General features: G+C 64.2%; 17 protein-coding genes. 4 read left to right on the top strand and 13 right to left on the bottom strand.

What is annotated here, in order from left to right:
• Nucleotides 1-54: 54 nt before the first annotated feature.
• Entirely contained in the window at nt 55-1893 is a 1839-nt protein-coding gene (locus tag V6584_RS06870; protein ID WP_340469893.1) for an ABC transporter ATP-binding protein, read from the bottom strand.
• A 337-nt stretch (nt 1894-2230) separates the two neighbouring features.
• Between V6584_RS06870 and V6584_RS06865 the strand changes: the two genes are divergently transcribed.
• Nucleotides 2231-3244: a LacI family DNA-binding transcriptional regulator gene (locus V6584_RS06865; protein WP_340469894.1), complete on the top strand. Its 1014-nt coding sequence runs from the start codon at nt 2231-2233 to the stop codon at nt 3242-3244.
• Between the two features lie 19 nt (nt 3245-3263).
• On the opposite strand, the gene V6584_RS06860 is transcribed toward V6584_RS06865, so the two are convergent.
• The 5 genes from V6584_RS06860 to metG all read right to left on the bottom strand — a co-directional run bounded on the left by V6584_RS06860 (nt 3264) and on the right by metG (nt 12391).
• Complete coding sequence (locus V6584_RS06860; RefSeq protein WP_340469896.1) at nt 3264-6308, bottom strand: HAD-IA family hydrolase; 3045 nt, start codon at nt 6306-6308, stop codon at nt 3264-3266.
• 65 nt (nt 6309-6373) lie between these two features.
• Nucleotides 6374-7267, bottom strand: a complete 894-nt coding sequence (locus tag V6584_RS06855) for a carbohydrate ABC transporter permease (protein ID WP_340469897.1) — start codon at nt 7265-7267, stop codon at nt 6374-6376.
• Nucleotides 7264-8250 carry a carbohydrate ABC transporter permease gene (locus V6584_RS06850; RefSeq protein ID WP_340469898.1) on the bottom strand — a complete coding sequence of 329 codons (987 nt, stop codon included), beginning with the start codon at nt 8248-8250 and terminating at the stop codon, nt 7264-7266. The genes V6584_RS06855 and V6584_RS06850 overlap by 4 nt, the downstream gene beginning before the upstream one ends.
• Nucleotides 8251-8396: 146 nt before the next feature.
• Nucleotides 8397-9779, bottom strand: a complete 1383-nt coding sequence (locus V6584_RS06845) for an ABC transporter substrate-binding protein (RefSeq protein WP_340486328.1) — start codon at nt 9777-9779, stop codon at nt 8397-8399.
• 683 nt (nt 9780-10462) lie between these two features.
• Complete coding sequence (gene metG / locus V6584_RS06840) at nt 10463-12391, bottom strand: methionine--tRNA ligase (protein WP_340469900.1); 1929 nt, start codon at nt 12389-12391, stop codon at nt 10463-10465.
• A gap of 280 nt (nt 12392-12671) precedes the next feature.
• Between metG and V6584_RS06835 the strand changes: the two genes are divergently transcribed.
• Together V6584_RS06835 and V6584_RS06830 are read left to right on the top strand one after the other, a co-directional pair.
• On the top strand, nt 12672-13325 hold the full coding sequence (locus tag V6584_RS06835) for a hypothetical protein (protein WP_340486325.1): 654 nt from the start codon (nt 12672-12674) through the stop codon (nt 13323-13325).
• 155 nt (nt 13326-13480) lie between these two features.
• Nucleotides 13481-13882, top strand: coding sequence for a variant leucine-rich repeat-containing protein (locus V6584_RS06830; RefSeq protein WP_340486322.1), 402 nt, complete (start codon nt 13481-13483; stop codon nt 13880-13882).
• Between the two features lie 81 nt (nt 13883-13963).
• Here V6584_RS06830 and V6584_RS06825 read toward each other — a convergent pair whose 3' ends face one another.
• The 5 genes from V6584_RS06825 to rsmI form a co-directional block, all read right to left on the bottom strand.
• Nucleotides 13964-15586, bottom strand: coding sequence for a type 2 periplasmic-binding domain-containing protein (locus tag V6584_RS06825; RefSeq protein WP_340469904.1), 1623 nt, complete (start codon nt 15584-15586; stop codon nt 13964-13966).
• 96 nt (nt 15587-15682) lie between these two features.
• Nucleotides 15683-16354 (bottom strand): YesL family protein, encoded by a 672-nt coding sequence (locus V6584_RS06820; protein WP_340469906.1) that lies wholly within the window; start codon nt 16352-16354, stop codon nt 15683-15685.
• 91 nt (nt 16355-16445) lie between these two features.
• The gene (locus V6584_RS06815) at nt 16446-17366 is read right to left on the bottom strand and encodes a carbohydrate ABC transporter permease (protein ID WP_340470006.1); all 921 of its coding nucleotides are present in this window, start codon (nt 17364-17366) and stop codon (nt 16446-16448) included.
• Nucleotides 17367-17402: 36 nt separating this feature from the next.
• Nucleotides 17403-18260: an ABC transporter permease gene (locus tag V6584_RS06810; protein ID WP_404802638.1), complete on the bottom strand. Its 858-nt coding sequence runs from the start codon at nt 18258-18260 to the stop codon at nt 17403-17405.
• 407 nt (nt 18261-18667) lie between these two features.
• Nucleotides 18668-19729 carry a 16S rRNA (cytidine(1402)-2'-O)-methyltransferase gene (gene rsmI, locus V6584_RS06805; RefSeq protein WP_340469908.1) on the bottom strand — a complete coding sequence of 354 codons (1062 nt, stop codon included), beginning with the start codon at nt 19727-19729 and terminating at the stop codon, nt 18668-18670.
• A 191-nt stretch (nt 19730-19920) separates the two neighbouring features.
• On the opposite strand from rsmI, the gene V6584_RS06800 reads away from it, so the two are divergent.
• Nucleotides 19921-21537 carry a dolichyl-phosphate-mannose--protein mannosyltransferase gene (locus V6584_RS06800; RefSeq protein WP_340469909.1) on the top strand — a complete coding sequence of 539 codons (1617 nt, stop codon included), beginning with the start codon at nt 19921-19923 and terminating at the stop codon, nt 21535-21537.
• 78 nt (nt 21538-21615) lie between these two features.
• Here the strand turns inward: V6584_RS06800 and V6584_RS06795 are convergent, their stop codons facing one another.
• Both V6584_RS06795 and V6584_RS06790 read right to left on the bottom strand, forming a co-directional pair.
• The gene (locus V6584_RS06795) at nt 21616-23055 is read right to left on the bottom strand and encodes a glycoside hydrolase family 1 protein (RefSeq protein ID WP_340469911.1); all 1440 of its coding nucleotides are present in this window, start codon (nt 23053-23055) and stop codon (nt 21616-21618) included.
• Nucleotides 23056-23170: 115 nt separating this feature from the next.
• Nucleotides 23171-24073, bottom strand: a complete 903-nt coding sequence (locus tag V6584_RS06790; RefSeq protein WP_340469912.1) for a TetR/AcrR family transcriptional regulator — start codon at nt 24071-24073, stop codon at nt 23171-23173.
• Nucleotides 24074-24076: the final 3 nt, after the last annotated feature.

The following is a 24076-nucleotide window of genomic DNA, read 5'->3' as shown; positions in this document are numbered from 1 at the left end:
ATTCACCGGCCCGGCGGGGCGACACCCTGCGACCAGCGGTCCGCCCCGCCGGGCTCAGAACCCAGCCGACTGGCCCGACTGGAGCCCCAGCTGTTTGCGGTAGATCTCGTAGTAGCGTCCATGGGCGTGGACCAGGTTGTCGTGCGAGCCCCTCTCCACGATCCGCCCCCTGTCCAGGACCAGGATCAGGTCCGAGTCCTTGATGGAGGAGATCCTGTGGGCTATGGTCACCATCGTCCTGGTCCCCTCCATCTCCTGCAGGTGGCGTTGGATGGTGGCCTCGGTCTCCATGTCCACGGCCGACGTGGTGTCGTCCATGATCAGGATGGCCGGGTCGTCGGCCAGCGCCCGGGCCAGGCTCAGCCTCTGCTTCTGCCCGCCGGACAGGCCCACGCCCCTCTCCCCCACGACCGTGTCGTAGCCCTCGGGCATCCGGTTGATGAAGGAATCGGCCCCGGCCATCGAGGCCATGGTCCTCACATATTGCTCGTCGTTGCGCTCCGCCCCGAATGCGATGTTCCCGCCTATGGTGTCGGAGAAGAGGAAGGTGTCCTGCGCCACGATGTTGACCTGTCTGCGCAGGACGTCCAGGGGCCACTCCCTGGCGTCTATCCCGTCGATGAGGACATGGCCCACGGTGGGGTCGTAGAAGCGGGCTATGAGGCTTACAAGGGTGGACTTGCCTGACCCGGTCTCCCCAAGGATGCCCAGCTTGGTGCCGGCCGGCACATGGAAGTCGATGTCCTTGAGGATGGGGGTCTCCGGGTCGTCCGGGAAGGCGAAACTCACGTGCTCGAAGCGGACGTCCCCGCGGATCCTCTCGGGGTCCGTCGTGTCCTCCCCGTTGACCTTGGCCCTGACCGTGGCCGCCTGGACCACGTTGGCCTGGGCGTCGGGCTTCTCGACTATCTTCGGCTTGGCCGTCAGAAGGCGGCGGATCTTGACGCAGGAAGCATTGAAACGCTCGAAGTCGTTGATCAGCCAGCCTGACTGGCGGACCGGGCCGTCGATCATCCACAGGAAGCTGTTGAAGGAGACCAGGGCACCCAGGCTCATGGATTGCCGGATGACCAGCCACCCGCCCAGGATCAGGGTGATCAGCTGGAGCATGTAGGAGCAGCCGTCCAGCCAGGGCATGTAGGTGCGGCTGTTGTAGGCGGAGCGCATGTTGCGTTCCATGTAATCGTCGTTGTGCGCGTCGAACTTCTCGGTCTCGTAGGGTTCACGGACGAAGGCCTTGACCACCCGGTTGCCCTCTATGTTCTCCTCGACCATGGAGTTGAGCGAGGCCAGGGAATTTCGAATGGCGTAGAAGAGGGGGTGCGCATGGCGGGAGAGCTGCCAGGTGAAGTAGAAGAGGAAGGGGGTCACGGCGAGGAGGGCCAGCGCCAGACGCCACTCGATGGTGAACATGACGCAGATCGACCCCACGAAGAGGCAGACCGCGTCGAGGGCGTTGTAGGAGACCCATGAGACGAAGTGGCGGATGGCATCCGTGTCGGAGGTCATCCTGCTCATGATGTCGCCGTTGCGGGTGTGGTTGAAGTAGCTGAAGTCCATGTCGTGGAGCTTCTCATACTCGTCACTGACCAGACGGTATATGGTGTTCTGCCCGAACCGCTCCATGAGCATCTGATAGCCGTAACGGCAGACGCTGCGGGCCAGGGTCACCAGGATCATGTCGAGGCAGAGGGTGGGCAGGCGGTCCCTGTGACCCTGGCCTATGACCTGGTCCACGATCAGACCCGCCAGGATAGGCATGAGCATGACCAGGACCTTATCCGCCGCAAAGAGGACCAATGCAACGGCCACCCTGCCTGCATCGGGCCTGCAATAAGGCAGAATCCATCGGAAGTTGCTCTTCTGCTGATTCTTGTTGGAATCGACGTACATCGGAGGATGCCCTCACGTTCCCTGTTGATCTTCCCTGGTCTCTTCTCAATCGCTGTGACCGCCAAGTAGGACGGCGTCGGGACCGCGGATGGATTGACCGGCACCCCGTCGTCCACATCGTGGTATCCACCTGCAGCCGTTTACCAAAACCCCTGAGACTGCATGAACCCGCGTTGGATTCGTCAAGCGTTGCCTATTTTATTGGAGCCCCGACCAGATGCAACCTGGAAAATCCGGGCGTGTCTAGGTACCGGTCCCCTCCGGCAGGATCCGGCGCCCCGGGATGTTCCGCGGAAATCGGCGGTCCCTTGTGACCTCACGCTGGCATAATGGCGGTATGACCGTAAGAATCGAAGACGTGGCCCGCTTGTCCGGCGTCTCGACGGCCACGGTCTCGCGGGCCCTGCGGGGGCTGCCCGGGGTGGGCGGCCGGACGCGTGAACTTGTCTTCCAGGCCGCCAAGGCCCTGGGCTACACCCCCTCCCCCACGGCATCCTCCCTGGCCAGCGGGAGGACCCACTCCATCGGACTGATACAGCCGGACATGTCACGGTGGTTCTTCAGCACGGTGCTGGAATGCGCCGAACAGACCTTCCGCCGGGCCGGCTACGACGCCCTGGTCTACTCCCTGCCCGATTACCTGGGGCCGGACCGCCAGCGGTTCAAGGCCCGCGACCTGGTCGGGAAGGTGGATGCCGTCCTGGTCCTCTCCCTCTTCTTCGACAGGCAGGAGGAGGCGGAACTGCACTCCCTGGGGGTGCCGGCCGTCTTCGTCTCCGTCCGCCAGGAGGGCTACAGCCACGTGGGGATCGACGATGAGCAGGCGGCGGCACAGGCCTGCCGCCACCTGATAACCCTGGGCCACAAGACCATAGGGCACCTGTCAGGCCAGACCAACGACCTCTGCCCCTTCGCACCCACCCAGCGGCGGCGTGACGGCTGGAAGCAGACCCTGCAGCGCTTCAACCTGGAGTGCTCCGACAGCCTGGACGAGGCCGTGACCATCATGACGGCCTCGAACGGCTACCTGGCCACCAACCGCCTCCTGGACCGGAGGCCCGATGTCACCGCCATCCTGGCCTCCTCGGACGAGATGGCCATGGGGGCCGTCCAAGCCATCCGCGAACGCGGGCTGACGGTCGGCGGCGACGTCTCGGTCATCGGAATCGACGGACACGACCTGGGCCGCCCCTTCGGACTGACCACCGTGGCCCAGCCGGTGCGCAAGCAGGGGGTGGCTGCCGCGGAGGTGGCTCTGAAGGCCGTGGAGGGGGATCTGGCCCAGAAGACCGTCATCTTCCCCACCAGCCTGATAGAACGGACCACCGTGGGGCCGCCGCCCGCCAGGTGAACCGGGTGCGGCCGCGTCCTCAGACCTGGTGGGGGTGGCCGTTGACGTTGAGGACGATGGAGGGACCGGACAGGCGGCTGAGGTCCACCCCGGCCGGTGTCACCTTCACCCTGATCGTGGTCCCTCTGACCAGGAGGCTGTAGGTCAGGGACTTCCATCCCTCGGGCAGGCGGGGGGCGATGTCTATGGCCGTGCCACCCGTGTCCCTCACGCCGCCGAAACCGCAGACCAGGGTGGACCACACCCCTCCTGCGGCGGCCAGATGGATGCCGTCCTCGGTGTTGGCATGGAGGTTGCACACGTCCGCGAAGAGGGACTTCCTGAAGTAGTCCATGGCCAGGTCCCTCCTGCCCACCTCGGCGGCGACGATCGACTGCGAGGCGGCCGCGAGGGTTGAGTCCCCGGTGGTCAACGGGTCATAGTAATCGAAGTCTGCCAGCTTCTGTTCGGGGGTGAACCAGGAGCTGAGCAGGTAGAGGGCCAGGACCACGTCCGTCTGCTTGAGGACCTTGTGACCGTATATGGCCAGGGGGTGGTAGTAGAGGAGGAGGGGACGGGCCGGACAGTGCTCGAAGTCCCACTTCGGCCGGTTCATGAACTGGGCGTCCTGGGCGTGGACACCCTCCTCATTGGCGTAGGGCATGAACATGGCTTCGGCGATTCCCTTCCAGGTCTTCAGCTCCTCCTCTCCGAAGCCCAGGCGTTGGCGGGCCTGGTCCAGGGCACTGCCTGTCCCGTCGGCCTGCCCCAGCCGCTGGACCGCCTGGATGACGGCCATGAGGTTGAATCGGGCCATCTGGTTGGTGTACAGATTGTCGTCCACCATGGCCGTGTACTCGTCCGGACCGGTCACACTGTGGATGTGGAAGCGGCCGTCCGACTGATAGCTGCCAAGCGAGGCCCACATGCGCGCCGTCTCGACCAGGATGTCGATGCCCTCCCGGGCCAGGTAGTCTTCGTCCCCGCTGACCAGGACGTACTGCATGAGGGCGTAGGCTATGTCGGCATCGATGTGGTACTGGGCGGTGCCGGTGGGAAAGTAGGCCGAACCCTCCTCCCCGTTGATGGTCCGCCAGGGGAAGAGGGCCCCGTCCAGATTCATGATGGCCGCCCGCCTGCGCGCCGCCGGCAGCATCTCATGGCGGTAGTGGAGGATGTCCCTGGCCCGGTCGGGGTCAGTGTACGTGAGGAAGGGAAGGATGTAGATCTCCGTGTCCCAGAAGTAGTGGCCGTCGTAGCCCGACCCGCTCAGACCCTTGGCCCCCACCCCGTTGGTGACCTGGGCCGTTGCCTGGGCCAGCTGGAAGATCTCCCACCGGCTCACCTGCTGGATGCGGCCGTCGTCCCCGGCCTCCACCTGCACGTCCCCCCTGCGCCAGAAGTCGTCCAACCAGGAACGCTGCCCTCCCTCGAGGCCTTCGGCCCCTTTATGGCAGGCCCTGTCCAGGTCCTCCAGGCAGGCCAGGGACAGGCTCCTGGCATCCGATCCCTCCAGGGTGCGGACCACCAGTCCGCGATCGACCCCGACGGGGAGGATGGAGGCACTCCGGTAGGCGGCATAACGGCGGACCACGGCCTTGCCCCCCGCCGGAACGTGGAGGTGCCAGAGGTCCTCGGGCAGGCAGGAGGGGTCCGCGGGGTCACCGCCTTCAAGGAACTGGCGGACGGCCAGCACGGAAGTCATCTGGGAGTTGTTGCAGCGGTACACATGGCAGCCCGCCTCCTCCTGGTCCCCCGCCCCGGCGTCCAGGACCTCATGGATGCCACAGCCATCCACGACGTTGGACTTGCGCGGGTCATCCGAGACCTGCCTGCGGGGGGCATTGGCATTGATCCTGGCATCCACATCAACGGTGACCGTCCTGTCGGGCGATTCCACGGTCAGGGTGTAGAGGGCCAGGTGGGCATCGAAAAGGCAGACCATCCGTTCCACGGTCACCACCAGGGCTGACCCGTCGTCGGTCTGGTACCGCCGCGTGCAGGAGGATACCCCCCGGCGGAAGTCGACCCTCTGGCTGGTGGACACCGGACGGTCAAGGTGGTGGCCCTCCAGACCCAGCGAAAAGTCGGAGGCATCGGGGACCCCCTGTATCACCTGGCCGACGCGGGCGAACCCGTAGGCGGTTTCGGGGTGTTTGATGGTGAATGTGTCGTGGAAACCGCTCATGAAGGTCCCACTGCCCAGGTCGCGGGAGGGGTCTCCTGTCCCCCTGACGCCGATGTTCCCGTTCGACACCGAAAAGAGAGTGGCGCTGTCGGAGTCCGGCTCCTTGTTTTCGACGAGGGCCCATGGGTCCACGGGGTACGTGGCCGGGTTCAGGTCGGTGGACCGGTCAAGGTCCGTGCGGGCGGAGCCGTCCTGGATCATCTCGATCAGCTGGCCGACGACCTGGTCCGCGCCGGAGTCCAGGAGGGCCTGCCGGCCGGCCCCCCGATCCACGCCTACGACCAGGCCGAAACCGCCCGCCCGGCCGGCCGCGACTCCGGACAGGGCATCCTCCACCACGACTGCCTCCTCGGGACGGACCCCCAGGAGGTGGGCGGCGAAGGCGTATGTGTCAGGGGCAGGCTTGCCCTTCAACCCCTCACGGGCTCTGACGTTGCCGTCCACGATGATGTCGAAGAAATTCCTGATCCCGGCCGCGCTGAGCACGGTGTTGGCGTTGCGGGAGCTGGACACCACGGCCAGGCGCTTGCCCGTCCCCATCAGGTGGCGCAGCACATCCACCGTATCGGGGTAGGGTTCGATCCCCTCCTCCGCCAGCAGCCGCTCGAAGACCGCATTCTTCCGATTGCCCAGCCCACAGACGCTGCGGACCGTGGGCTCGTCGGACGGGTCGCCCCAGGGTAGCTTCACCCCCCTGCTGGTCAGGACCGAGGCCACCCCGTCATAACGGGGCTTGCCATCGACATAGTCGAAATAATCCTGCTCTCCGTATGGCTTGACATCCGGTGGAAGGACCTGGTCGAACAGTTCCTTCCATGCCGTCTTGTGAAGTCTGACCGTGGGGACGAGGACCCCGTCAAGGTCGAAGAGGACGGCGAGACTCTGGGCGATTTTCATGGTTGCGTATCCTACTCACTTGTTGTTGTGCCTCCGGGGGTCCGTCCGGTCCCCGGACACTTCCGTCAGCCCTTCACAGCTCCGGCCAGCATGCCCCGTACGAAGTACCGCTGGAGGAAGATGAACACTGCCACGGGGACGACCATGGCTATGAAGGCGCCGGGTGCCAGGAGGTACCAGGCCGACCCGCGTGAACCGACCATGTCGGACAGGCGGGAGGTCAGGGGGGCCGTGGCCGGTGTGTTGCCGGCGAAGGCCAATGCCACAAGGAGGTCGTTCCAGACCCAGAGGAACTGGAAGATGGCGAAGGAGGCGATGGCCGGAACCATGAGGGGCAGGACAACCCTCAGGAAAATCTGGACATGGCTGGCCCCGTCGACCTTGGCCGCCTCGATCAGCTCCCTGGGTATGTCAAGCATGAAGTTGTGCAAAAGGAAGATGGCCAGCGGGAGGCCGAACATGGTGTGCGACAGCCACAGGACCCAGAAGGTGTTGTTCAGGCCCCACTTCACATACTGGGAGAGGAGGGGGATCATGGTCACCTGGATGGGGACCACCTGGAGGGCGAAGATGGCCACGAAAAGGATGTTCTTGCCGGGGAATTCACACCAGGCGAAGGCATAGGCCGCCAGGAGGGCCAGGGTGATGGGTATGAGGACGCCCGGGATGGTGATCACGAAGGAGTTGACGAAGTAGGCCCCCAGGTTGTAGCCCCCGCCGAGCACCGACTTGTAATTGCCCAGGCCGAAGTCCTTCCAATGGGAGGGGCTGAGACTGGTCCACCAGCCGGAGGTGGAGATGGCCATCCTGTTGTCCCGGAAGCTCGTGACCAGAAGGCCGACGGTGGGGACTGTCCACAGGACGGCGATGATGATCGATATGGCCGAGCTCCAAGGGGATGACAGCTTGTTCTTGGTGCGGATCAGGGCCTTTTCATGACGGGTCAGTTTCCTGCTCATCTCACATCCTGCGACTTTCTCATCTGATGGACGTTGAACACGATCAGGGGGATGACCACGATGAACATGATCACAGCCAGGGCGGCCCCCAGCCCCGTGTTCTGATACTGGAAGGACTGGGTGTAGAACTCGTTGGCGATCACCGAGGTCCCGTAGTTGCCGGCCGTCATGGTCCTGACCACGTCGAAGGCCTTGAGTCCGGCCATGGCCACTGTGGTCAGGACGACCACGATGGAGGGCCTGATCATGGGGACGGTGACGTAGAAGAACTGCTGGCGGGCATTGACCCCGTCCAGGCGGGCAGCCTCGGTCAGGTCGTCGGGGATGGCCTTGATGGCCGCCGACAGGACAGTCATGGCATACCCGGCCTCGATCCATATCATGACGAAGATCAGGAGGAAGGTGTTCAGGGGGGAGGTCATCAACCACTGGGGGGCGGAGGTGGCCTTGCTGCCGAAGAGGTGGGCAACACCCATGTAGATCGCGGACAGGAGGCCCACCCTCTGGTCATAGACGAACTTCCAGATGATGGAGGCTCCGACCATGGATATGGCCATGGGCAGGAAGATCAGCGACTTGGCCAGCTTCTCATAGCGGGTCCGGTCCACCAGGACGGCGTAAAGGAGACCGATGGCGGTGGCGCACAGGGGTACCAGGACCGTCCACAGGATCGTGTTGATCAGGACCTGGACGAATTGGGGTTCGGAGAAGATCTTGACGTAGTTGGCGAACCCGACCGCATTGGTCCCGTCGCGCCCGTAGAAGGAGTCGCGGAAGGTGACGATGGTGGGGTAGAGCAGGCCGAAGCAGACCAGGGCCACCGAGGGCAGGAGGAACATGACGGCCACCCCCCATGAGGGCATCCGCTTGGGCAGGTTGGTCAGGAAGAGGATCAACGCCATGATGCCGACGAAAAGGAGGATCGCCAGAAGCATGGCCAGGAGTTTGGACAGGTTGCTGTCCGGATGCAGGATGAAATCCATGGTTGCAAGGAGCCTTTCCCAGGCCGCGCCCCTCCCCCGGCAGGAGCCGGTGGGACGGGCGCACGTCCGGTGCCGCCCACCTGGGGCGGCACCGGGCCTGAATGTGACTTATGAGGACTGAGGCGGGCCGTCAGACGGCCACGCGCTCACTTGACGTCGCTGGGCCAGGACTCCTCGACGGCATCGAGCACCTGCTGCTCGGTCTTGTTCTGGGCGAAGTAGGCGATCATCTGCTTCCAGAAGGAACCGGTCCCCACTTCGGCGGGCATCATGTCGGATGCATCGAAGCGGAAGGTGGTCCCCTTAGCGGTCAGCGACTCATAGGCCAGCTTGTCGATGGGCTTGAGGTTCTTCTCATCCAGTCCGGTATTGGCCGTGATCCAGCCTGTCATCGCCTTGGCACGGGCGTTGGCGTACTCGGGCGAGGAGAGGAACTCTTCGAACTTCTGCACCTCGGGCCTGTCGGCGAAGGCGATGGCGAAGTCGCCGCCGCCGATCATGTCCTTGTGGTCGGCGTCCTTGCTGGGCATGGGGAAGGCCCAGACATCACCGTCCTGGGAGATCTTGATGTCAGGATTGGCGGTCTGGTAGTTGCTCTGGTAGAAGAGGGCCATGTGCATGAGGTAACCCTTGCCGTCCACCAGGGGGGTCCCGGCGTCCTGCCAGGCGGTCGAAGCGATCGACTGGACGTCGCCGAAGCCGCCGTTCACGTAGGCCGGGTTCTTCACGATCTTGCCGATCTCCTTGAAGGCCGACAGGATCTTGGGGTCGTTGAACGGGATCTTGTGACTGACCCAGTTGTTGTAGGTTTCGGCATCGGTGAAGCGCAGGACGGCATCCTCCAGCCAGTCGGTGCCGGGCCAGCCGGAGTCGGCCCCGCCTTCCAGGCCGACGGACCAGGGCTTGACCGAGGCATCGCCCTTGTTGTCATCGGCGATCTTCTTGGTGAGCTCCATCATCTCGTCCCAGGTGGTGGGGACCTTGTAGCCCTTCTCCTTGAAGAGCTTCGGTGAGTACCAGATGAAGGACTTGGCGTTGGCGTCCACGGGGATGGAGACCAGCTTGCCGTCCAGGGTGGAGTAATCCTGCCAGTCCTTGGAATAGTACTTCTTCACGTTTTCGGCGGCCGGGGCAGGAACGTCCTTGACCTTGCCGGTGGCGACCATGTTCTTGATCATCCCCAGCTGGGGCATGATGGCCACGTCCGGGGCCGAACCGGCCTTGACGCGGACCGGCAGCTGCGCGGCCATGTCGCGCGTGCCCTCGTGGTCCACCTTGGCTCCGGTGCAGTCGGCGAACTCGTTGAAGGCCTTGACTGTGGCTTCACCCTCCTGGTCGATCCAGGGGGTGTAGGTGGTGATCTTCTTGCCGCTCAGATCACCATACTTCTTGTAGGGGGCACAACTGGCTGAATCGCTCTTCTTGGAGGCCTGGCCGGAGCCGCCTCCCGATCCGCAGCCGGCCATGCCGAACAGGGTGGCTGAGCTGACCACCAGGGCCAGCCCTTTCATAATCGTTGTCTTTCTCATACTTCTCCCACTACGTCGTGTTAATGACCGCACGGCGGCAGACCCTGTCAACAGGACCCGCCATCCGAAGAACGGTCCCCTTCCGCGTCTTCGCACATTGTCTCCGACCGGGCTCGCGAACCCTGCCGGACGCATCCATGCGCACCACCCATTGTAAACGCAGACGGCTTTCATTGCAAGCGCTTACTACGCTCTGCCGGTTGGGATACAGCCGCACCCCCCCTGATGCGTGGAACGGCGCGGAAGTCGAATGCCGACCGCAGGAAAGGCGCAAGGGCACCATCGGGATGCACAGGGTTCCGCGCCGGATTGCGGACATGTGGAAGGCGGAGGCGGGGAGGTCGAGGAGGTCGAGGAAGGAGCCGGGTGACCGGGAAGGGCCCGGGACGCCCCAGGGAAAGAGAAAGCCCGACGTTGTGAAAACCGTCGGGCTCAGAGAAGAAGGGATTCCATTATGAGGCTCGGGGAAGGGCCCCGCCGGTCCTTGCTCCGACCGGCAATGTTCATATAACCAGAGCTTTCTGAGTATAAGAATGCGGAAAGCTCAAAATCTCCTGAAAATTCTGGAAGGCCGCCCATGCACCGGGCCGGTGCCAGGGCCTGCCCCGCCCGGCAAGACGAGGACAGGCCTCCCGCAGGGCCGTTTCCTTGCGGCCGGCGGCCGGAGACGGTCCCGGCTGTGTTCAGCCCTGCCTGCCGCCTTCGTGGCCGCCGTCAGCCTGGCCATCGTCTTTCCGACCCGCGCCTTCCCTGGCCTTCAACTTGGCCTGCTCCTCCTCGAATCGCGCCTTCTCCCTGGCCTTGCGCTCGTCCAGCCGGGCCTGGAACCGGTCCAGCTCCTCCTGGACGGCCTCCTTGGGGATCTTGGCGAAGATAGGTGTTGGCTTGGCAATCGGGGTCCCATCCTTGATGGGCTCGCTCCTCCAGGGATGAACGTTGACGCCCAGCCGGTAGGTGCCGGTGATGATCGGATACGAGAATCCGGGCTTGTCCAGGTCCTCGACCTCCTCCAGGTGGGGCAGGGGGGAGAAGGTCCCCTCCCCGCCCATGGTCTCATAGACCTTCTGGGCCGAGTGGGGCAGGAAGGGGGCCAGGAGGGTGTTGGCGTCGCAGACAGCCTGTGCTGCCGTGTGGAGGACAGTGGCCAGGCGGTCCTGGTCCTCCTTGATCTTCCACGGCTCCTGGGCCGAGATGTACTTGTTGATGTCGCCGACCAGACCCATGGCCTCGCCCAGGGCGGCCTTCTGCCGCTGGTGCTCGATCAGGGAGCCGACGGTGTCGAAGGCGGCCCTGGATTCCTCCAGGAGGGCGCGGTCCTCCGCCGTCAGCCAGTCCTCCTCGATCCGGGGGATCCGGCCGAAGTCCTTGTTGAGCAGGTTGGCCACACGGTTCACCAGGTTCCCCCAGGAGGCGGCCAGCTCCTCGTTGTTGTGACGGACGAATTCCGACCAGGTGAAGTCGGAGTCGGAGCTCTCCGGGCCGGCCACCGAGATGTAATAGCGGACGGCATCCACCTGGTAACGTTCGAGGATGTCGCGCACATAGATGACGATGCCGCGCGAGGAGCTGAACTTCCTGCCCTCCATGGTCATGAATTCGCTGGCCACGACCTGTTCAGGCAGGTTCAGCCGGCCATACTCGCCCGGCCTGCCCCCCTTGGACCCCTCACCGTCGTAGGCCAGAAGCTCCGAAGGCCAGATCTGGGAGTGGAAGGTGATGTTGTCCTTCCCCATGAAGTAGTAGCCCAGGGCCTCCGGATCATTCCACCACCGGCGCCAGGCCTCCGGATCGCCCTGGCGGCGGGCCCACTCGATGGAGGCCGACAGGTAGCCGATCACGGCATCGAACCAGACGTAGAGCTTCTTGTTGGGGTTGTCCACCCACCCGTCCACGGGGACGGGGATGCCCCAGTCGATGTCACGGGTGATGGCCCTTGGCTTGACCTCCTTGAAGAGACCCAGGGAGAAGTTGAGTACGTTGCTGCGCCAACCCTGCCGGCTCTCCAGCCACTTCAGGTTGGCCTCGGCCAGTGCCGGGAGGTCCAGGAAGAAGTGCTCGGACTCCTCGAAACGGGGGGTCTCCCCATTGATCTTGGAGACGGGGTTGATCAGCTCGTCCGGATCCAGCTCGTTGCCGCAGTTGTCGCACTGGTCGCCCCGAGCGCCGTCGGCGCCGCAGATGGGGCAGGTCCCCTCGATGTAACGGTCGGGGAGGGTACGGCCAGTGGAGGGGGATATGGCCACCTTCTGGGTGCCCTGATAGATGTAGCCGTTGGACAGGCACTGTTTGAAGAGCTCCTGGACCACATGCTCATGGTTGCCCGTGGTGGTGCGGGTGAAGAGGTCATAGCTCAGACCCAGGTTGCACAGGTCCTCTGCGATGATCCTGTTGTATCTGTCGGCTATCTCCTGGGGGCCGACCCCTTCGGCGTCAGCCTCCACCAGGATGGGGGTGCCGTGCTCGTCGGTGCCGGAGACCATGAGGACATCGTTGCCCTTCATCCGCTGATAACGCGCATAGACGTCGGAGGGGACGCCGAACCCTGCCACATGGCCTATGTGACGGGGCCCATTGGCGTAGGGCCAGGCTACGGAAACGAGAATATTGCTCATGCCTGTTAGATTATCGGCCTCGGCCTACAAGGGCCTTTGAGACAAGAGGCGGCGGCGCGCAACCCCAAGGGCCTCCGCCGGGCACCGTTCCCGCTCCGCCTTCGTCCGCATACACCCCCGCGCACCGCCGCATCTCACATGCGCCCATACCGGGGAAGGCCCTGTGCACAGGCGGTACGGATATCCACCGTCCCCATCCGGGAGGGGTCGGCAGGTCCACTTGTCCACTGATTGCACGGAAGCCTCCTGCCGCACCCGGCCCCCTCCATACAGTCGAGGCATGGTTGAAGAGGTGAAATTGCATGAGGGAGGACCCTCCCCCGGTGCCCCGCCGGGCAGGGGTCCGCTCCAGGCGGAAGCGATGACCGGAAAGGACGGGTGTCGTCCCCATGGCCTCATACGGGCCGGCGACCTGCCGGGCCCCATGAGCATGAGGCTCCTGGTCTCCGCCCACGTCCTGGCCATGCTGGACCCGACCTGCGCCTACCTGGTGGAAGATGCCGCCGGAATCTTCGGCAGGGCCGGCATCGTGGAACCGCTCATCCCTTACGGCGCCGCCGCCTGCTGCCGGCTGGCCCTGTGGATCTGGACAGGCGGGAACTTCCCGGACGAGCTGGACATCGTATCCAACTCCCACTTCCGCGCACCCGTCCATGGAAGGATCATCCAGGTGCACAACCGGCGCCTGCCCACGGACCACCTGATGAAACTGGGCCGTCTCTGGGCGACCTCACCCATGTGGACGGCGTGTGAAATCGCCTGTCTGGACCAGGCCATCTGCAACGGGGAGGACAGGATGGCCTGCCTGCACGAACTCATGGAACGTTACCAGGTCAGTCCCTTGGACTGTCTGGACCTCCTGCAGAAGAACCCCAGGTGGCCCGGGCACGCAGTCGGGGTCGGAACCCTGTCGGGGCTCAAGGGCCTGTTATGATCCGGCCGGCATCGCCCTGGCCGGTAGGGGGACGTCCCTGCGGAGGTCCCGCCGGCCCCATACGGAGACACCCGGCCCACGGCGCAAGCGGGCAGCCCGCCGGGGAGAAGGCTACAGCCCGGTGGACGGCCCGCCTGTTCCGCAGATCAGACCGGATGCGGCAGGAGGACCAGGTCCGGCGGCTGGCCGGTGTGCGGGCGGTCGCCGGAGGCGGGGAAGGGACCGGGCAGATGCCCGGCGAAAGGGGTATCATCCGTCGCCCTCCAGGACAGGACGTCGGCCGGGAGGGTTCCCGGGCGAGGAGGGGAGGCGGCGGGTCTCACGACCGTGGGGACCCTCCCCCGCCCCCCTTCGAGCCAGGCCCCCTGACGGCCATCGACCCGGGCACGGACCCGGCCGACCTATGGGGGATGGCCCGGGACCACCCCGAACTCAGACGGTGGCTGGTCGCCAACCCGGCGGCCTCACCCGCCCTCCTGGAGACCATCTCGCAGATGGGCGGGCCGGGGGTGCGCCGGGCCTTGGAGGTCCTCCTGGAGGCCCTTGAGGACCCGTGAACCTCCAGTGCGCCAGGCTGCACCCCCATTACAGGGGCTGTCGAAGGCGCGGCCCGCCGCCGCAATGCCGGAGGCCGGCCCTCAGCCCTTGGAGTAGTACTGGTCGTAGGCCTTCTGCACCAGCTTGATGTTCTGATCCAGATTGGCCTTCTTCAGCGTCTCCACATAGCCGTCCCAATCCTGGTCCACACCGCCCTTGGTCACCCAGTGGGCGAACTTGGTCATGGCCGTGTTCATCAGGGTCGTGTTGTTGTTCTGCATGGTGGTCTGGTCCTCGGAGGAGTACTTGAGGGCGGCAGGCAGGACGTCCAGCTTGGGATCAACGTGCGAAAGGGCAGGTTCCAGCGGCTTCTCCTGCCCCTTTACCTCCTGGAGGTCGGCCGGCAGCTCGATCTTCAGGTCGGGGCGGATCCAGTAGGGTGAGTCATCGGCCAGGGTCTCGGTCCACTTCCAGGTGGAGGGGTCCTTGGTGGAGTCGGCCGGTGGCAGGACCTTGTAAGCTTTCGCACCGGTCTTCTGGACATCCGTGCCAAGGTCCCCCCAGAGCATCTGCATGGACATGTCCTGCCCATAGAAGGCGTTGGCCACCTTGATGGCGGTCTCCTTGTTCTTGCTCTTGGCGGAGACGACCAGGGCGAACTCGCTGTAGTCCAACCGGTCGCCCTGGGTGTCGTAGACCAGCTCATCCGGGTTCTGGTCGGCCTTGGCCTTCAGCTGCGGCATGGCCACGTACTGGCCCGCCAGCTTGTCCCCGAACCTGTCCGAGGCCGTCCAGCCCCAGGTGAAGCCGATCTTGGCCTTGTCACCCTGCCCGCGGGCCGTGGACTGTGACTTGGAATAGTCATGGGTGAAGGCGTCCTTGGCAATCAGCCCCTCCCCCCAGAGCCTGTTGAGGAACTGGATCAGATCCTTGTAGCGGTCATCCGTCAGGAAGGACTTGACCTTGCCCTTGTCGACGTAGTAGCCCTGGCCGCCGCCGCCTGAGGTCACGATTCCCAGACCCCCCAGGAGGATGGTGGGCTGGTAGTCGCCGAACCCGCCCGTTCCGGGCGACTGGAAGTCGAAGGGAATCTCGTCCGCCTGGCCGTCCCCATTGGGGTCCTTGGACTTGAAGGCCTTGAGCACCTCCTCCAATTCATCCCAGGTGGTCGGCATCTTCAGGCCCAACTTGTCGAGCCACTGCTTGTTGATGAACATGTGGCTGACCGCCTTGGGCCAGATGCCCTTCTTGACGGCCGGCAGGATGTAGATCTTCCCGTCCGGCATGGTGACCACCTGCTTGGCGGTGGGGTCCGTGTCGAACATCTTCTTGACGTTGGGCATCTTGTCCAGATCCTGGCTCAGGTCCTCGAAGAGGGAGCTGTAGGTGGCCATGTCGGCCAGGTTGACCCCCTTGAGGATGAGGTCGGGCACATCACCGGCCGCCAGCATGGCCTGCTTCTTCTGATCCCAGTCGGAACTGGCCTCCTGCCAGTGGATCTCGCAGCCGCACTCCTTCTCCAGCTGCTTGGGCCACTTCATCTTGGATATCTTCTTGGTCAAGGGGTGCTTGGCCACGGCTATGGTGATGATCGGCTTGCCCTGTGCGTTGGTGGTGGGCTCCTTGGACCCGCCGCAACCGGCCAGCATCATCGACATGGCCACCGTCACGGCCCCAACGGCCGCCAGACGACTCCTCAACTTGTTCTTTCCGAACGAACTCATGATTCGCTTCTCCTGTTCGACAATGAACTTCTCTGCTTGCCGCCGGGCCGACGCACCGATTGCGCAGGGCCGACGACGATCATAAGGACGGGTCTGTCACACTCCTTTCACTTCGCTTTCGCCCTGCGCCCCCGGGCGCATGTGGACGGAAAAACCATCAAGCCTGCCGTAGAGCCAGACCACCGAACACGACAGGAGGCAGAGCAGGGCCGGCCCGAAGACCACGGCCAGCCCCGGCCAGGACCAGCAGGCGAAGGCCAGAAAGGCCAAGCCCACCGCCAGGACGATGCTCATCCAGGGACGGGCCAGGACCATCTGCACCGATTTGAGCAGTGTCCAACCCACCCCCTGGTCGAAGTGGGCGAACAGGACCCAGGACAGGGCCGTGGCCAGGCCGATGAAGATCATGAGGCAAAAGAGGACGCCCGATACGAAAACCCCGATGCGGCCAGTCCTGTGGAAATTGACCACCCAGTAGTCCCACAGGAGCAGGGCCCAGGCGGCGGCCTGGATCCAGCCGAAGACGTTGGCGCCCTTCAGCTCCCTCCGCCACAGGCGGTGGAAGGTCCTCCAGGTCTGGGCGACCCCCCACTCCCGGTCCTCGTCGGTCAGCCACTTCCGGAAGACCCCACAGGCCGCGGCCAAGGATGGGAAGAAGCCGACGATGACGAGACCGAGGAGGGTGTGGGCCAGGAAGGCCAGGTTGGTGATGAAGGTCACCAGGACCAGACGGGCCGCCTGCTCATAACCCACGGCGAATCTGCGCATGCCGCCCCCTTCCCGGGTCCCGCCCGTCTCTGTCCGTCTTGTCGCATCTGCCTGCCGGATCTGCCCCGCCGGCGGCCTGAACCTGGTCCGGTCAGCCCTTGATCGCGCCGATCATGACCCCCTTGTTGAAGTACTTCTGGATGAAGGGATAGATGACCAGGAGGGGGAGGGTGGAGACGATGATGACCCCGTACTTGATCTGGTCGGCGAATTCCTGCCCGTACCCGGCGCCGGCCGTGGAACCGGAACCCCCTTGGAAGGCCTGGTTGGACAGGAGTATGTCGCGCAGGACGATCTGGAGGGGCTGTTTGTCATAGGTGCGGATGTAGACCAGGCCCGTGAAGAAGTCGTTCCAGTGCTGGACCAGGTAGTACAGGCCGATGACGGCGATGATGGCCGAGCTCAGCGGGATGACGATCTGGGTGAAGTAGCGGAAGTAACCCACCCCGTCTATCTGGGCGGCATCGTGGAGGTCCTCGGGTATGGAACTCTCGAAGAAGGACCTGGCGATGATCAGGTTGTATACGTTCAGCGCCTGGGGGATGACGAAGACGGCCCAGGAGTCCAGGAGGCCCAGCTGCTTGTACAGGAGGTAGGCGGGGATCAGTCCGCCGTTGACGAACATGGTGATGGTGAAGAAGAGCATGATCAGGCGGCGCCACTTGAACTCCGGCCGGGAGAGGGCGAAGGCCGCCGGCATGGTGACCAGGAGGTTGAGGGCGGTGCCGACCACCGTGTAAATCAAGGTGTTCTTGTATCCCGTCCAGATTCTGTCGTCACCGAGTATCTGCTGGAATCCATACCCCGACACCCCTTTGGGGATCCAGGTGACCCGGCCGGTGTTGACCAGGGTCTGATCGGAAACCGAGGCGATGATGATGAACCAGATCGGGTAGAGTATGGAGGCCACCACCAGAATCAGGAGGAGGACGATGACCAGGTCGGCGGTCCAGTCGCCCAGGGTCTTGCCGCCGACCAGCCGCCTGACCCGGTGCGTCCCGGGAAGCGTCATGTCTTGATGTTCTTTCATTGTGCCTTCCTTCCCGCCTCAGAAGATGCCCGTGTGGGACACCCTCCTGGAGATCTGATTGGCGATGACCAGGAAGACGAAGTTGATGAGCATGTTGAACAGGCCGATGGCCGTGGAGTATGAGAACTGGTTCTGCAGGATGCCGATCTTGTAGGTGTAGGTCGATATGACCTCGGAGGCCGGCAGGTTCAGGGTGTTCTGCATGAGGAAGACCTTTTCGAAGCCGACGTTGATGACCCCTCCCATGTTCAGGATCAGGAGGACCCCGGCTGTGGGCATGATGGCCGGTATGTCGATGTAACGGATCAGCTGGAAACGGCCTGCCCCGTCCATCTTGGCGGCCTCATAGAGGGCCACGTCCACCGAGCTCAGGGCGGCCAGGTAGATGATGGAGTTCCACCCCATGTGCTGCCAGACCTCGCTGATCCAGTAGATCGGGGTGAAGGTGTTGGGATCCCCCATGAAGTTGGCGTTGTTGATGTGCAGGAAGGAGAGGAAGCGGGTGAGCAGGCCCGTGGAGGGGGTCAGGAAGAGGTTGATCATGGCCACTATCACCACGGTCGATATGAAGTGCGGCATGTAGGTGATGGTCTGGACGAAGCTCTTGACCTTGGTGGAGTGGATCTGGTTGATCAGGAGGGCCAGGATGATGGGGGCGATGAAGCCCATGACCAGGGTCCACAGGCTGATCCTGATTGTGTTCACCATCAATGGTTTGAACATGGGCGAGGAAAAGAACTGCCTGAAATATTGGAAGCCCACCCAGTCGCCGCCGGTCAGACCCTTTGTGAAATCATACTTCCTGAATGCCAACTGAATGCCATACATGGGGCCGTAATTGAAAACGGCCACGAAAAGGATGGCTGGAAGCACCATGACCCATAAGGGCCAACAGCGCTTCAGGGAAGATCTATACCCCCCCCCCGCGAAGGAAGGCCCTTATGGGCCCTGGCAGGTTTGGAGGGGGCGAGTCGTGCGGTTTCGCCGGAAGTCGCTACCCGGGGGTCGACTTCGACATCGGTTCCGTTCATGCTCAGCCCTTCTATGACTAGTGACTGTTTCCTCCGGCTCAACCCTTGAACCCGTCGGAAACCATGGGCCATGACTGCTTCGTCCATGTCAGGGCCAGTTTATCCAACGTTATAATTTCTGTCAATTCAACCTTGAACCGACTCCGTCTGCACCCACCGGGGCAGGCCGGACCTCAATGACTTAGCGCCCGGTCCGGGCGGACCGGGCGCTAAGTCCGGAACCACCGGACGGGGGGACAGGCTGGCGGGGGATCAATCCAAACCCAGAGCCGCCGAATACACCTGCTTCCTGTTTGGCAGGGAACCATCCGGCAGGGGGTGCTCCTTGACGACCTCGGCGATCGCATCCTTGAGCCTGACCCCTTCCGCCTTTGACCTCTGCCGGGACAGGACGGCCAGCTGACGGTAAGTCGGTATGGACGAACCGGGCAGAGAGCCGTCGCCTTCCGCTCCTGCAGGGCCAGCGTCCCCGCCTTCCTCCTGCCCCTTGCGGATGACAGAGTCGAGAAGGGCCGGGTCGGCCCCGGCCACCACAAGGACCATCTCACCCCTGGGCGGGTCCTCCTGGAAGGAAGCCAGGATGGACCCGACGGTCCCCCTGCGGACCTGCTCATGGTCCTTGGTCAGCTCCCGGCACAGTGCCATGGCCCTGTCCGGGCCGAACTCGTCAAGAAGATCCTGCATGGCCCCATCTATGCGGTGGGGGGTCTCGTAGAAGATCATGGTCCTGGGCTCGAAACGCAGGGAACGCAGGTGCTGCCTCCTTTCCGAACCCTTGCGGGGGAGGAAGCCCTCATAGCAGAAACGGTCGGTCGGGAGGCCCGAGAGGGCCAGGGCGTCGAGTGCGGCACTCGGACCGGGGGCGCATGTGACGGGCAGACCCCGTTCGATGGCCCTTCGGACGATGGCCAGACCCGGGTCGTTGATGGTTGGCATCCCTGCGTCGGATACCACCAGGACGCAGGCCCCCGCCTCCACCTGGTCCAGGAGGGGATCCGCTTTCCCCCTCTCGTTGTGGTCGTGGTAGGCCACCACCCTGCCCCCCACCCTGACACCCAGACGGTTGGCCAGGTCGTAAAGCCTGCGGGTGTCCTCGGCGGCCACGATGTCCGCATGCTCGAGGAGGGAGATCAATCGGGCGGAGGCATCCCCCACGTTCCCTATCGGGGTGGCCGCCAGCACCACCGTTCCACGTGAAACAAAAGACTGTCCTCCGTCAGGGCCTTCACTGCTTTGAGACCTGGCGTCCGGGGTCGTCAAGGACTGCGCGGACGTCGCCTGGCCGTTTTCGCTGTGTTCGTCATCCTTCGTCATGCCTCCAGTATGGCCTACCCTGGGAGATGATGGCAGTCTCATACAGATATGGCAGGCGGGCGGACCCGGCAGACCGGAAATCAAACGGAAAGCAAGGGACCGGGCACGGTCAGGCGGATCGGGGCCGGCACCGGCCGGGTTCCAGACCGTCCGGACCCGCACATGGAAAGACCCGACCAGGGGCCGGCGGCATGGCGGCCAGGGTGGCCGCCTGGTGGTCAAGCCTGACATGCCGTACACAGGGCTGGCTGGCCTGCCTGGCAATCACCCTCTTCGCCGCCGTCCTCCGCCTGGTCAGGCTGGGCAGCCCGGGGACCCTGATCTTTGATGAGACCTACTACGTCAAAGATGCCTGGACCATGCTCATGACCGGGGAGGCCCGGGACTGGCCCAAGACCGTGGGGCCTGACCAGGTGCCCGTCAACAGCATCTTCGCCCAGGGGGATACGTCCCACTGGCTCCCCTCGGCCGAGTATGTGGTCCATCCCCCCCTTGGCAAGTGGTGCATAGCCCTTGGCCTGAAATTCTTCGGCGGGGCCGGCAACCCCTTTGCCTGGAGGATCGCCACGGCCCTGGCAGGATCCCTTGCCGTCCTCCTCCTGTGCCGGGTGGCCCTCAGGCTCTTCCGCAATCTTCCCATCGCCCTGATGGCCGGCCTGCTCATGTCCATCGACGGCCTGGGCCTGGTCATGAGCCGGACCGGCCTCCTGGACAACTTCATCATGGTCTTCGCCCTCGCTGCCTTCCTCTGCCTGCTGGGACACAGGGACTGGGCAAGGGGCAGGCTGCGGGAGGCTGCCTCTTCCGACGCCCGCCAACCCGGCCACCGATACCGACTGGTCGCCCATCACCCGGGCGGACCGGGGAGGGGGTCCGAGGTGCTCTCCTCCTCATCAGGCCCCTTCATCGCCTGGTCCTGGTGGAGGACCGGGGCCGCCCTTCTCTTGGGGATGGCCACCGGGACCAAGTGGTCCGGGGCCTACCTCTTCGCCGTATTCGCAGTCATATCGGTCCTTTGGGATGCCTGGGAACGTCACCAGGCCGGATACTCCCACTGGCTGGGAGCCGGCATCGTCAAGGACGGACTGCCGGCGGCCCTCCTCATGGTCCCCCTTTGGGCAGCCACTTATCTTGCCTCCTGGACAGGGTGGTTCATCCACCCGGACTCCTACATGCACCAGTGGGCCTCGACCCACCCGGGCCAGGGGGTCGTCTGGCTGCCCGATGGCCTGCGATCCTTTGTCGAGTACCACCGGCAGATGTGGCGGTTCCACACCACCCTCCACTCCCCCCACCCCTACATGGCCAACCCGTTGACCTGGCCCCTCCAGGTGCGTCCGACCAGCTTCTACTGGGAGAAGCTGCCCGGCCATCCAGGTCTGTGCTCCCTTGCACCGGCCTCGCAGTGCGTGGCCTCCGTCACCTCTCTGGGGAACCCCTTGATCTGGTGGTTGGGGACCGTCTGCCTGGTCCTATCCGTCCTGGTGGCGCTGATGAATCACGGGGACTGGAAGGTCTGGGCCGTCCTTGCCGGCTTCCTGGGTGGGTGGCTCCCATGGACCTTCTACCTGAACAGGACCACCTTCACCTTCTATGCGGTGGTCATCCTCCCCTGGATGGTGTTGGCCATCTGTTACATGGCCGACTGGCTCAGGCGGAACACCAGCCGGACCTCCTACCGATGCTGGTGCACCGCCACGCTGGGCCTCATCAGCCTTGTTTCCCTCTTCTTCCTGCCCATCTGGACGGCCCTCCCGGTCCCCTACGAATTCTGGCGGATCCACATGTGGCTGCCCAGCTGGATCTAAAGAGGCTTCAGGGGATTCCGACAGGGCCGGTGGGAGTGGAGATCCCACCGGCCCTGTCATGATTTATCCGGGCAGGCCCTAAATCGCGTTGGCCTTCACTATCTGGGCGTAACGCCTGCCGGAGTCCTTCCAGATGCGCTCCTGGGTGTCGTAGTCCACCCTGATGATTCCGAACCGCTTGGTGTATCCGAGGGCCCACTCGAAGTTATCCAGGAGGGACCAGGCGAAGTATCCGGTCACATGGGCCCCGGCTTCGATGGCCTTGGCCACGGCCTGCACGTGCTTTTCCAAGTAGGCCACACGCTTGGGGTCGTGGACGACCAGTCCGCCGGGTACGGACGGATCCCGGCTGACCTGGTCGTCCCAGGCGGACCCGTTTTCCGTGACCATGAGCTCGATGTCGGGGAAACGACGACCCAACTCCACCAGCACATCGGTCAGCCCCTGGGGTTCCTGGTTCCAACCCATCCCAGTCAGCTCCCCTTGGGGGGCCAGGCCTTCCACGCCCTCCTGGGCGGGCATGGCATTGGCGTGGCGGTCGGCCAGCTCCCCCTCCGGACCGACCGAGGCGTTGGCGGTCCCGTCTCCGACCCGCCTGGCCTTCACGTAGGTGGTGGCGTAGTAGTTCAGTCCCAGGGCGTCAATCGGCTGGTGGATGATCTCCAGATCGCCATCCCTCACGAAGCGCCAGTCGGTCTCCCCGTCCGCAGCCTGCTCGACCCCGTCCGGGTAGACCCCCTCCAGCATGGGGGCCAGCCAGACCTCATTGGCGAAGAGGTCGGCCCTCTCCTTGGCGCCCAGGTCCTCCGGGCTGTCTGTCGCCGCCCGTGTCACCTGGAGGTTGAGGGTGACTGACATGCGGGCGCCCTGCCCCACCTGGGCCCTGATGGCCTGGCAGGCCAGACCGTGGGCCAGGTTCAGATGGTGGACGGCGGCCAGTGCCTGGTCGTAGTCCTTGATGCCGGGGGCATGGGCCCCGTTCCCGTACCCCAGATAGGCCGTGCACCAGGGTTCGTTCAGGGTTGTCCAAGTGTCAACCCGGTCGCCGAAGGAGGAGGCAAGGGTGGAGGCATAGTCCCCGAAGCGGAGGGCCGTGTCACGGCTGGGCCATCCGCCGGCGTCCTGGAGGTACTGGGGGAGATCCCAATGGTAGAGGGTGACGACGGGCTTGATCCTATTGTCGCGCAGCATGTCGAGGATCCTCAGGTAGTGGTCCAGCCCGGCCTGGTTGACCGGGCCTCCTGAGGTGGGGAAGATGCGGGACCAGGCCACGGACAGCCGGTAGGCGCCGACCCCCAGCTCCTTCATGAGGGCGATGTCCTCCGGGTAGCGGTGGTACTCATCGCAGGCCACGTCTCCGTTGGACCCGTCCACCACTGCCCCTGGCCGGGCGCAGTAAGTGTCCCAGATGGAATCCGTCCTGCCGTCCTCATGCGCCGCCCCCTCGACCTGGAAGGCGGCCGTGGCCGTCCCCCAGGTGAAGTCGGACGGGAAGGTGAACTTGCTCTGTCGGTCCATGCCTTTCCTCTCTTTCGTGCTTGTATTCCTTACCGGCTGTCATTGCTGGTTGTCATTGCTGGCGACGGCCGTGGCCACAGCTCCCCTCACCGGCGACGCCCACCACCCGGACCCCTCAGCGAGGGCGGCCATCGATCCTGGTGGCATCGTCAGCTGCCGCTGCCACCACAGCCTTCCCACCAGCCCCTGCCGCCGGTTCCGCCACCTGGTCCCGCCCCGTGATCAGGCCATAGGAGGCCAGACACTCCTCGGAGTCGGAATCTATCTCGCTGGGGTCCATGAACCCCTTCCACTTCTCCGAGGGGAAGAGTTCGTCGGAGAAGGCGAACCACTCGGCCACCAGGTCAGCGGACCCATCGGCCAGCCAACGATATTGCAGGCCGTCCATGGCCGACATGCACAGCATCCACAGGTGATGGAAGCGGGCCAGGTCGTACCCCCTGGGCAGGCACCAGTTCAGGGACTTGATGGTCTGCCAGAACTTCTGGTGACGGCCTATGAAGTACCGGTGGGCCGGGTGGGAGGGGCTGAGGGCCTCCCCGTTCAGGATGGAGAAGAGCTTGACCATCTCCGGCCTGCGGGCGTTGAAGATGACGTTGTTGGCGCAGAACCGGGGGAAGAAAAGTAGGCTGTGGCCATCCCGGTCATTGCCTGTGCAGGTCTTGTATATGAACTCGTCCGCCTCAGGTGAGTCGTAGGCCTTCTCCATGACCATGCTGAACAGGTCGTTCTTGGAATCGATGTAGTGGTAGAGGGCGGCCTCGGTGATCCCCACCTGGTCGGCCACATCCTGCATGGACATCCCCCAGAAGCCCTTGGCCGCTATGACCTTGACGGCCGCTTTTACTATCTGGTCCCTGCGCTCGTCGGCGGTCATCCGCTTGCGACGGGTGAAATCCTTGCCCGCGAAAACCTGTCGTGCACGCGGGTTCTCAGAGAAGGTCGAACCTACGGTCTGGCCGGCCCCGGCGGTCCCCTTGCCTGTGCGGTACTGGTTCCAGTCCTCTACGCCGGTCATGAG

The sequence above is a fragment of the Bifidobacterium favimelis genome (assembly GCF_037963085.1).
In the GTDB taxonomy this organism is placed as follows: domain Bacteria; phylum Actinomycetota; class Actinomycetes; order Actinomycetales; family Bifidobacteriaceae; genus Bombiscardovia; species Bombiscardovia favimelis.
This window is presented reverse-complemented; position numbering and strand designations above follow the sequence as displayed.

Coding starts and splice junctions, on each gene's coding strand:
- V6584_RS06870 (WP_340469893.1), bottom strand. CDS start 1,893: ATGTACGTCGATTCCAACAAGAATCAGCAGAAGAGCAACTTCCGATGG.
- V6584_RS06865 (WP_340469894.1), top strand. CDS start 2,231: ATGACCGTAAGAATCGAAGACGTGGCCCGCTTGTCCGGCGTCTCGACG.
- V6584_RS06860 (WP_340469896.1), bottom strand. CDS start 6,308: ATGAAAATCGCCCAGAGTCTCGCCGTCCTCTTCGACCTTGACGGGGTC.
- V6584_RS06855 (WP_340469897.1), bottom strand. CDS start 7,267: ATGAGCAGGAAACTGACCCGTCATGAAAAGGCCCTGATCCGCACCAAG.
- V6584_RS06850 (WP_340469898.1), bottom strand. CDS start 8,250: ATGGATTTCATCCTGCATCCGGACAGCAACCTGTCCAAACTCCTGGCC.
- V6584_RS06845 (WP_340486328.1), bottom strand. CDS start 9,779: ATGAGAAAGACAACGATTATGAAAGGGCTGGCCCTGGTGGTCAGCTCA.
- metG (WP_340469900.1), bottom strand. CDS start 12,391: ATGAGCAATATTCTCGTTTCCGTAGCCTGGCCCTACGCCAATGGGCCC.
- V6584_RS06835 (WP_340486325.1), top strand. CDS start 12,672: ATGGTTGAAGAGGTGAAATTGCATGAGGGAGGACCCTCCCCCGGTGCC.
- V6584_RS06830 (WP_340486322.1), top strand. CDS start 13,481: ATGCGGCAGGAGGACCAGGTCCGGCGGCTGGCCGGTGTGCGGGCGGTC.
- V6584_RS06825 (WP_340469904.1), bottom strand. CDS start 15,586: ATGAGTTCGTTCGGAAAGAACAAGTTGAGGAGTCGTCTGGCGGCCGTT.
- V6584_RS06820 (WP_340469906.1), bottom strand. CDS start 16,354: ATGCGCAGATTCGCCGTGGGTTATGAGCAGGCGGCCCGTCTGGTCCTG.
- V6584_RS06815 (WP_340470006.1), bottom strand. CDS start 17,366: ATGACGCTTCCCGGGACGCACCGGGTCAGGCGGCTGGTCGGCGGCAAG.
- V6584_RS06810 (WP_404802638.1), bottom strand. CDS start 18,260: ATGGTGCTTCCAGCCATCCTTTTCGTGGCCGTTTTCAATTACGGCCCC.
- rsmI (WP_340469908.1), bottom strand. CDS start 19,729: ATGACGAAGGATGACGAACACAGCGAAAACGGCCAGGCGACGTCCGCG.
- V6584_RS06800 (WP_340469909.1), top strand. CDS start 19,921: ATGGCGGCCAGGGTGGCCGCCTGGTGGTCAAGCCTGACATGCCGTACA.
- V6584_RS06795 (WP_340469911.1), bottom strand. CDS start 23,055: ATGGACCGACAGAGCAAGTTCACCTTCCCGTCCGACTTCACCTGGGGG.
- V6584_RS06790 (WP_340469912.1), bottom strand. CDS start 24,073: ATGACCGGCGTAGAGGACTGGAACCAGTACCGCACAGGCAAGGGGACC.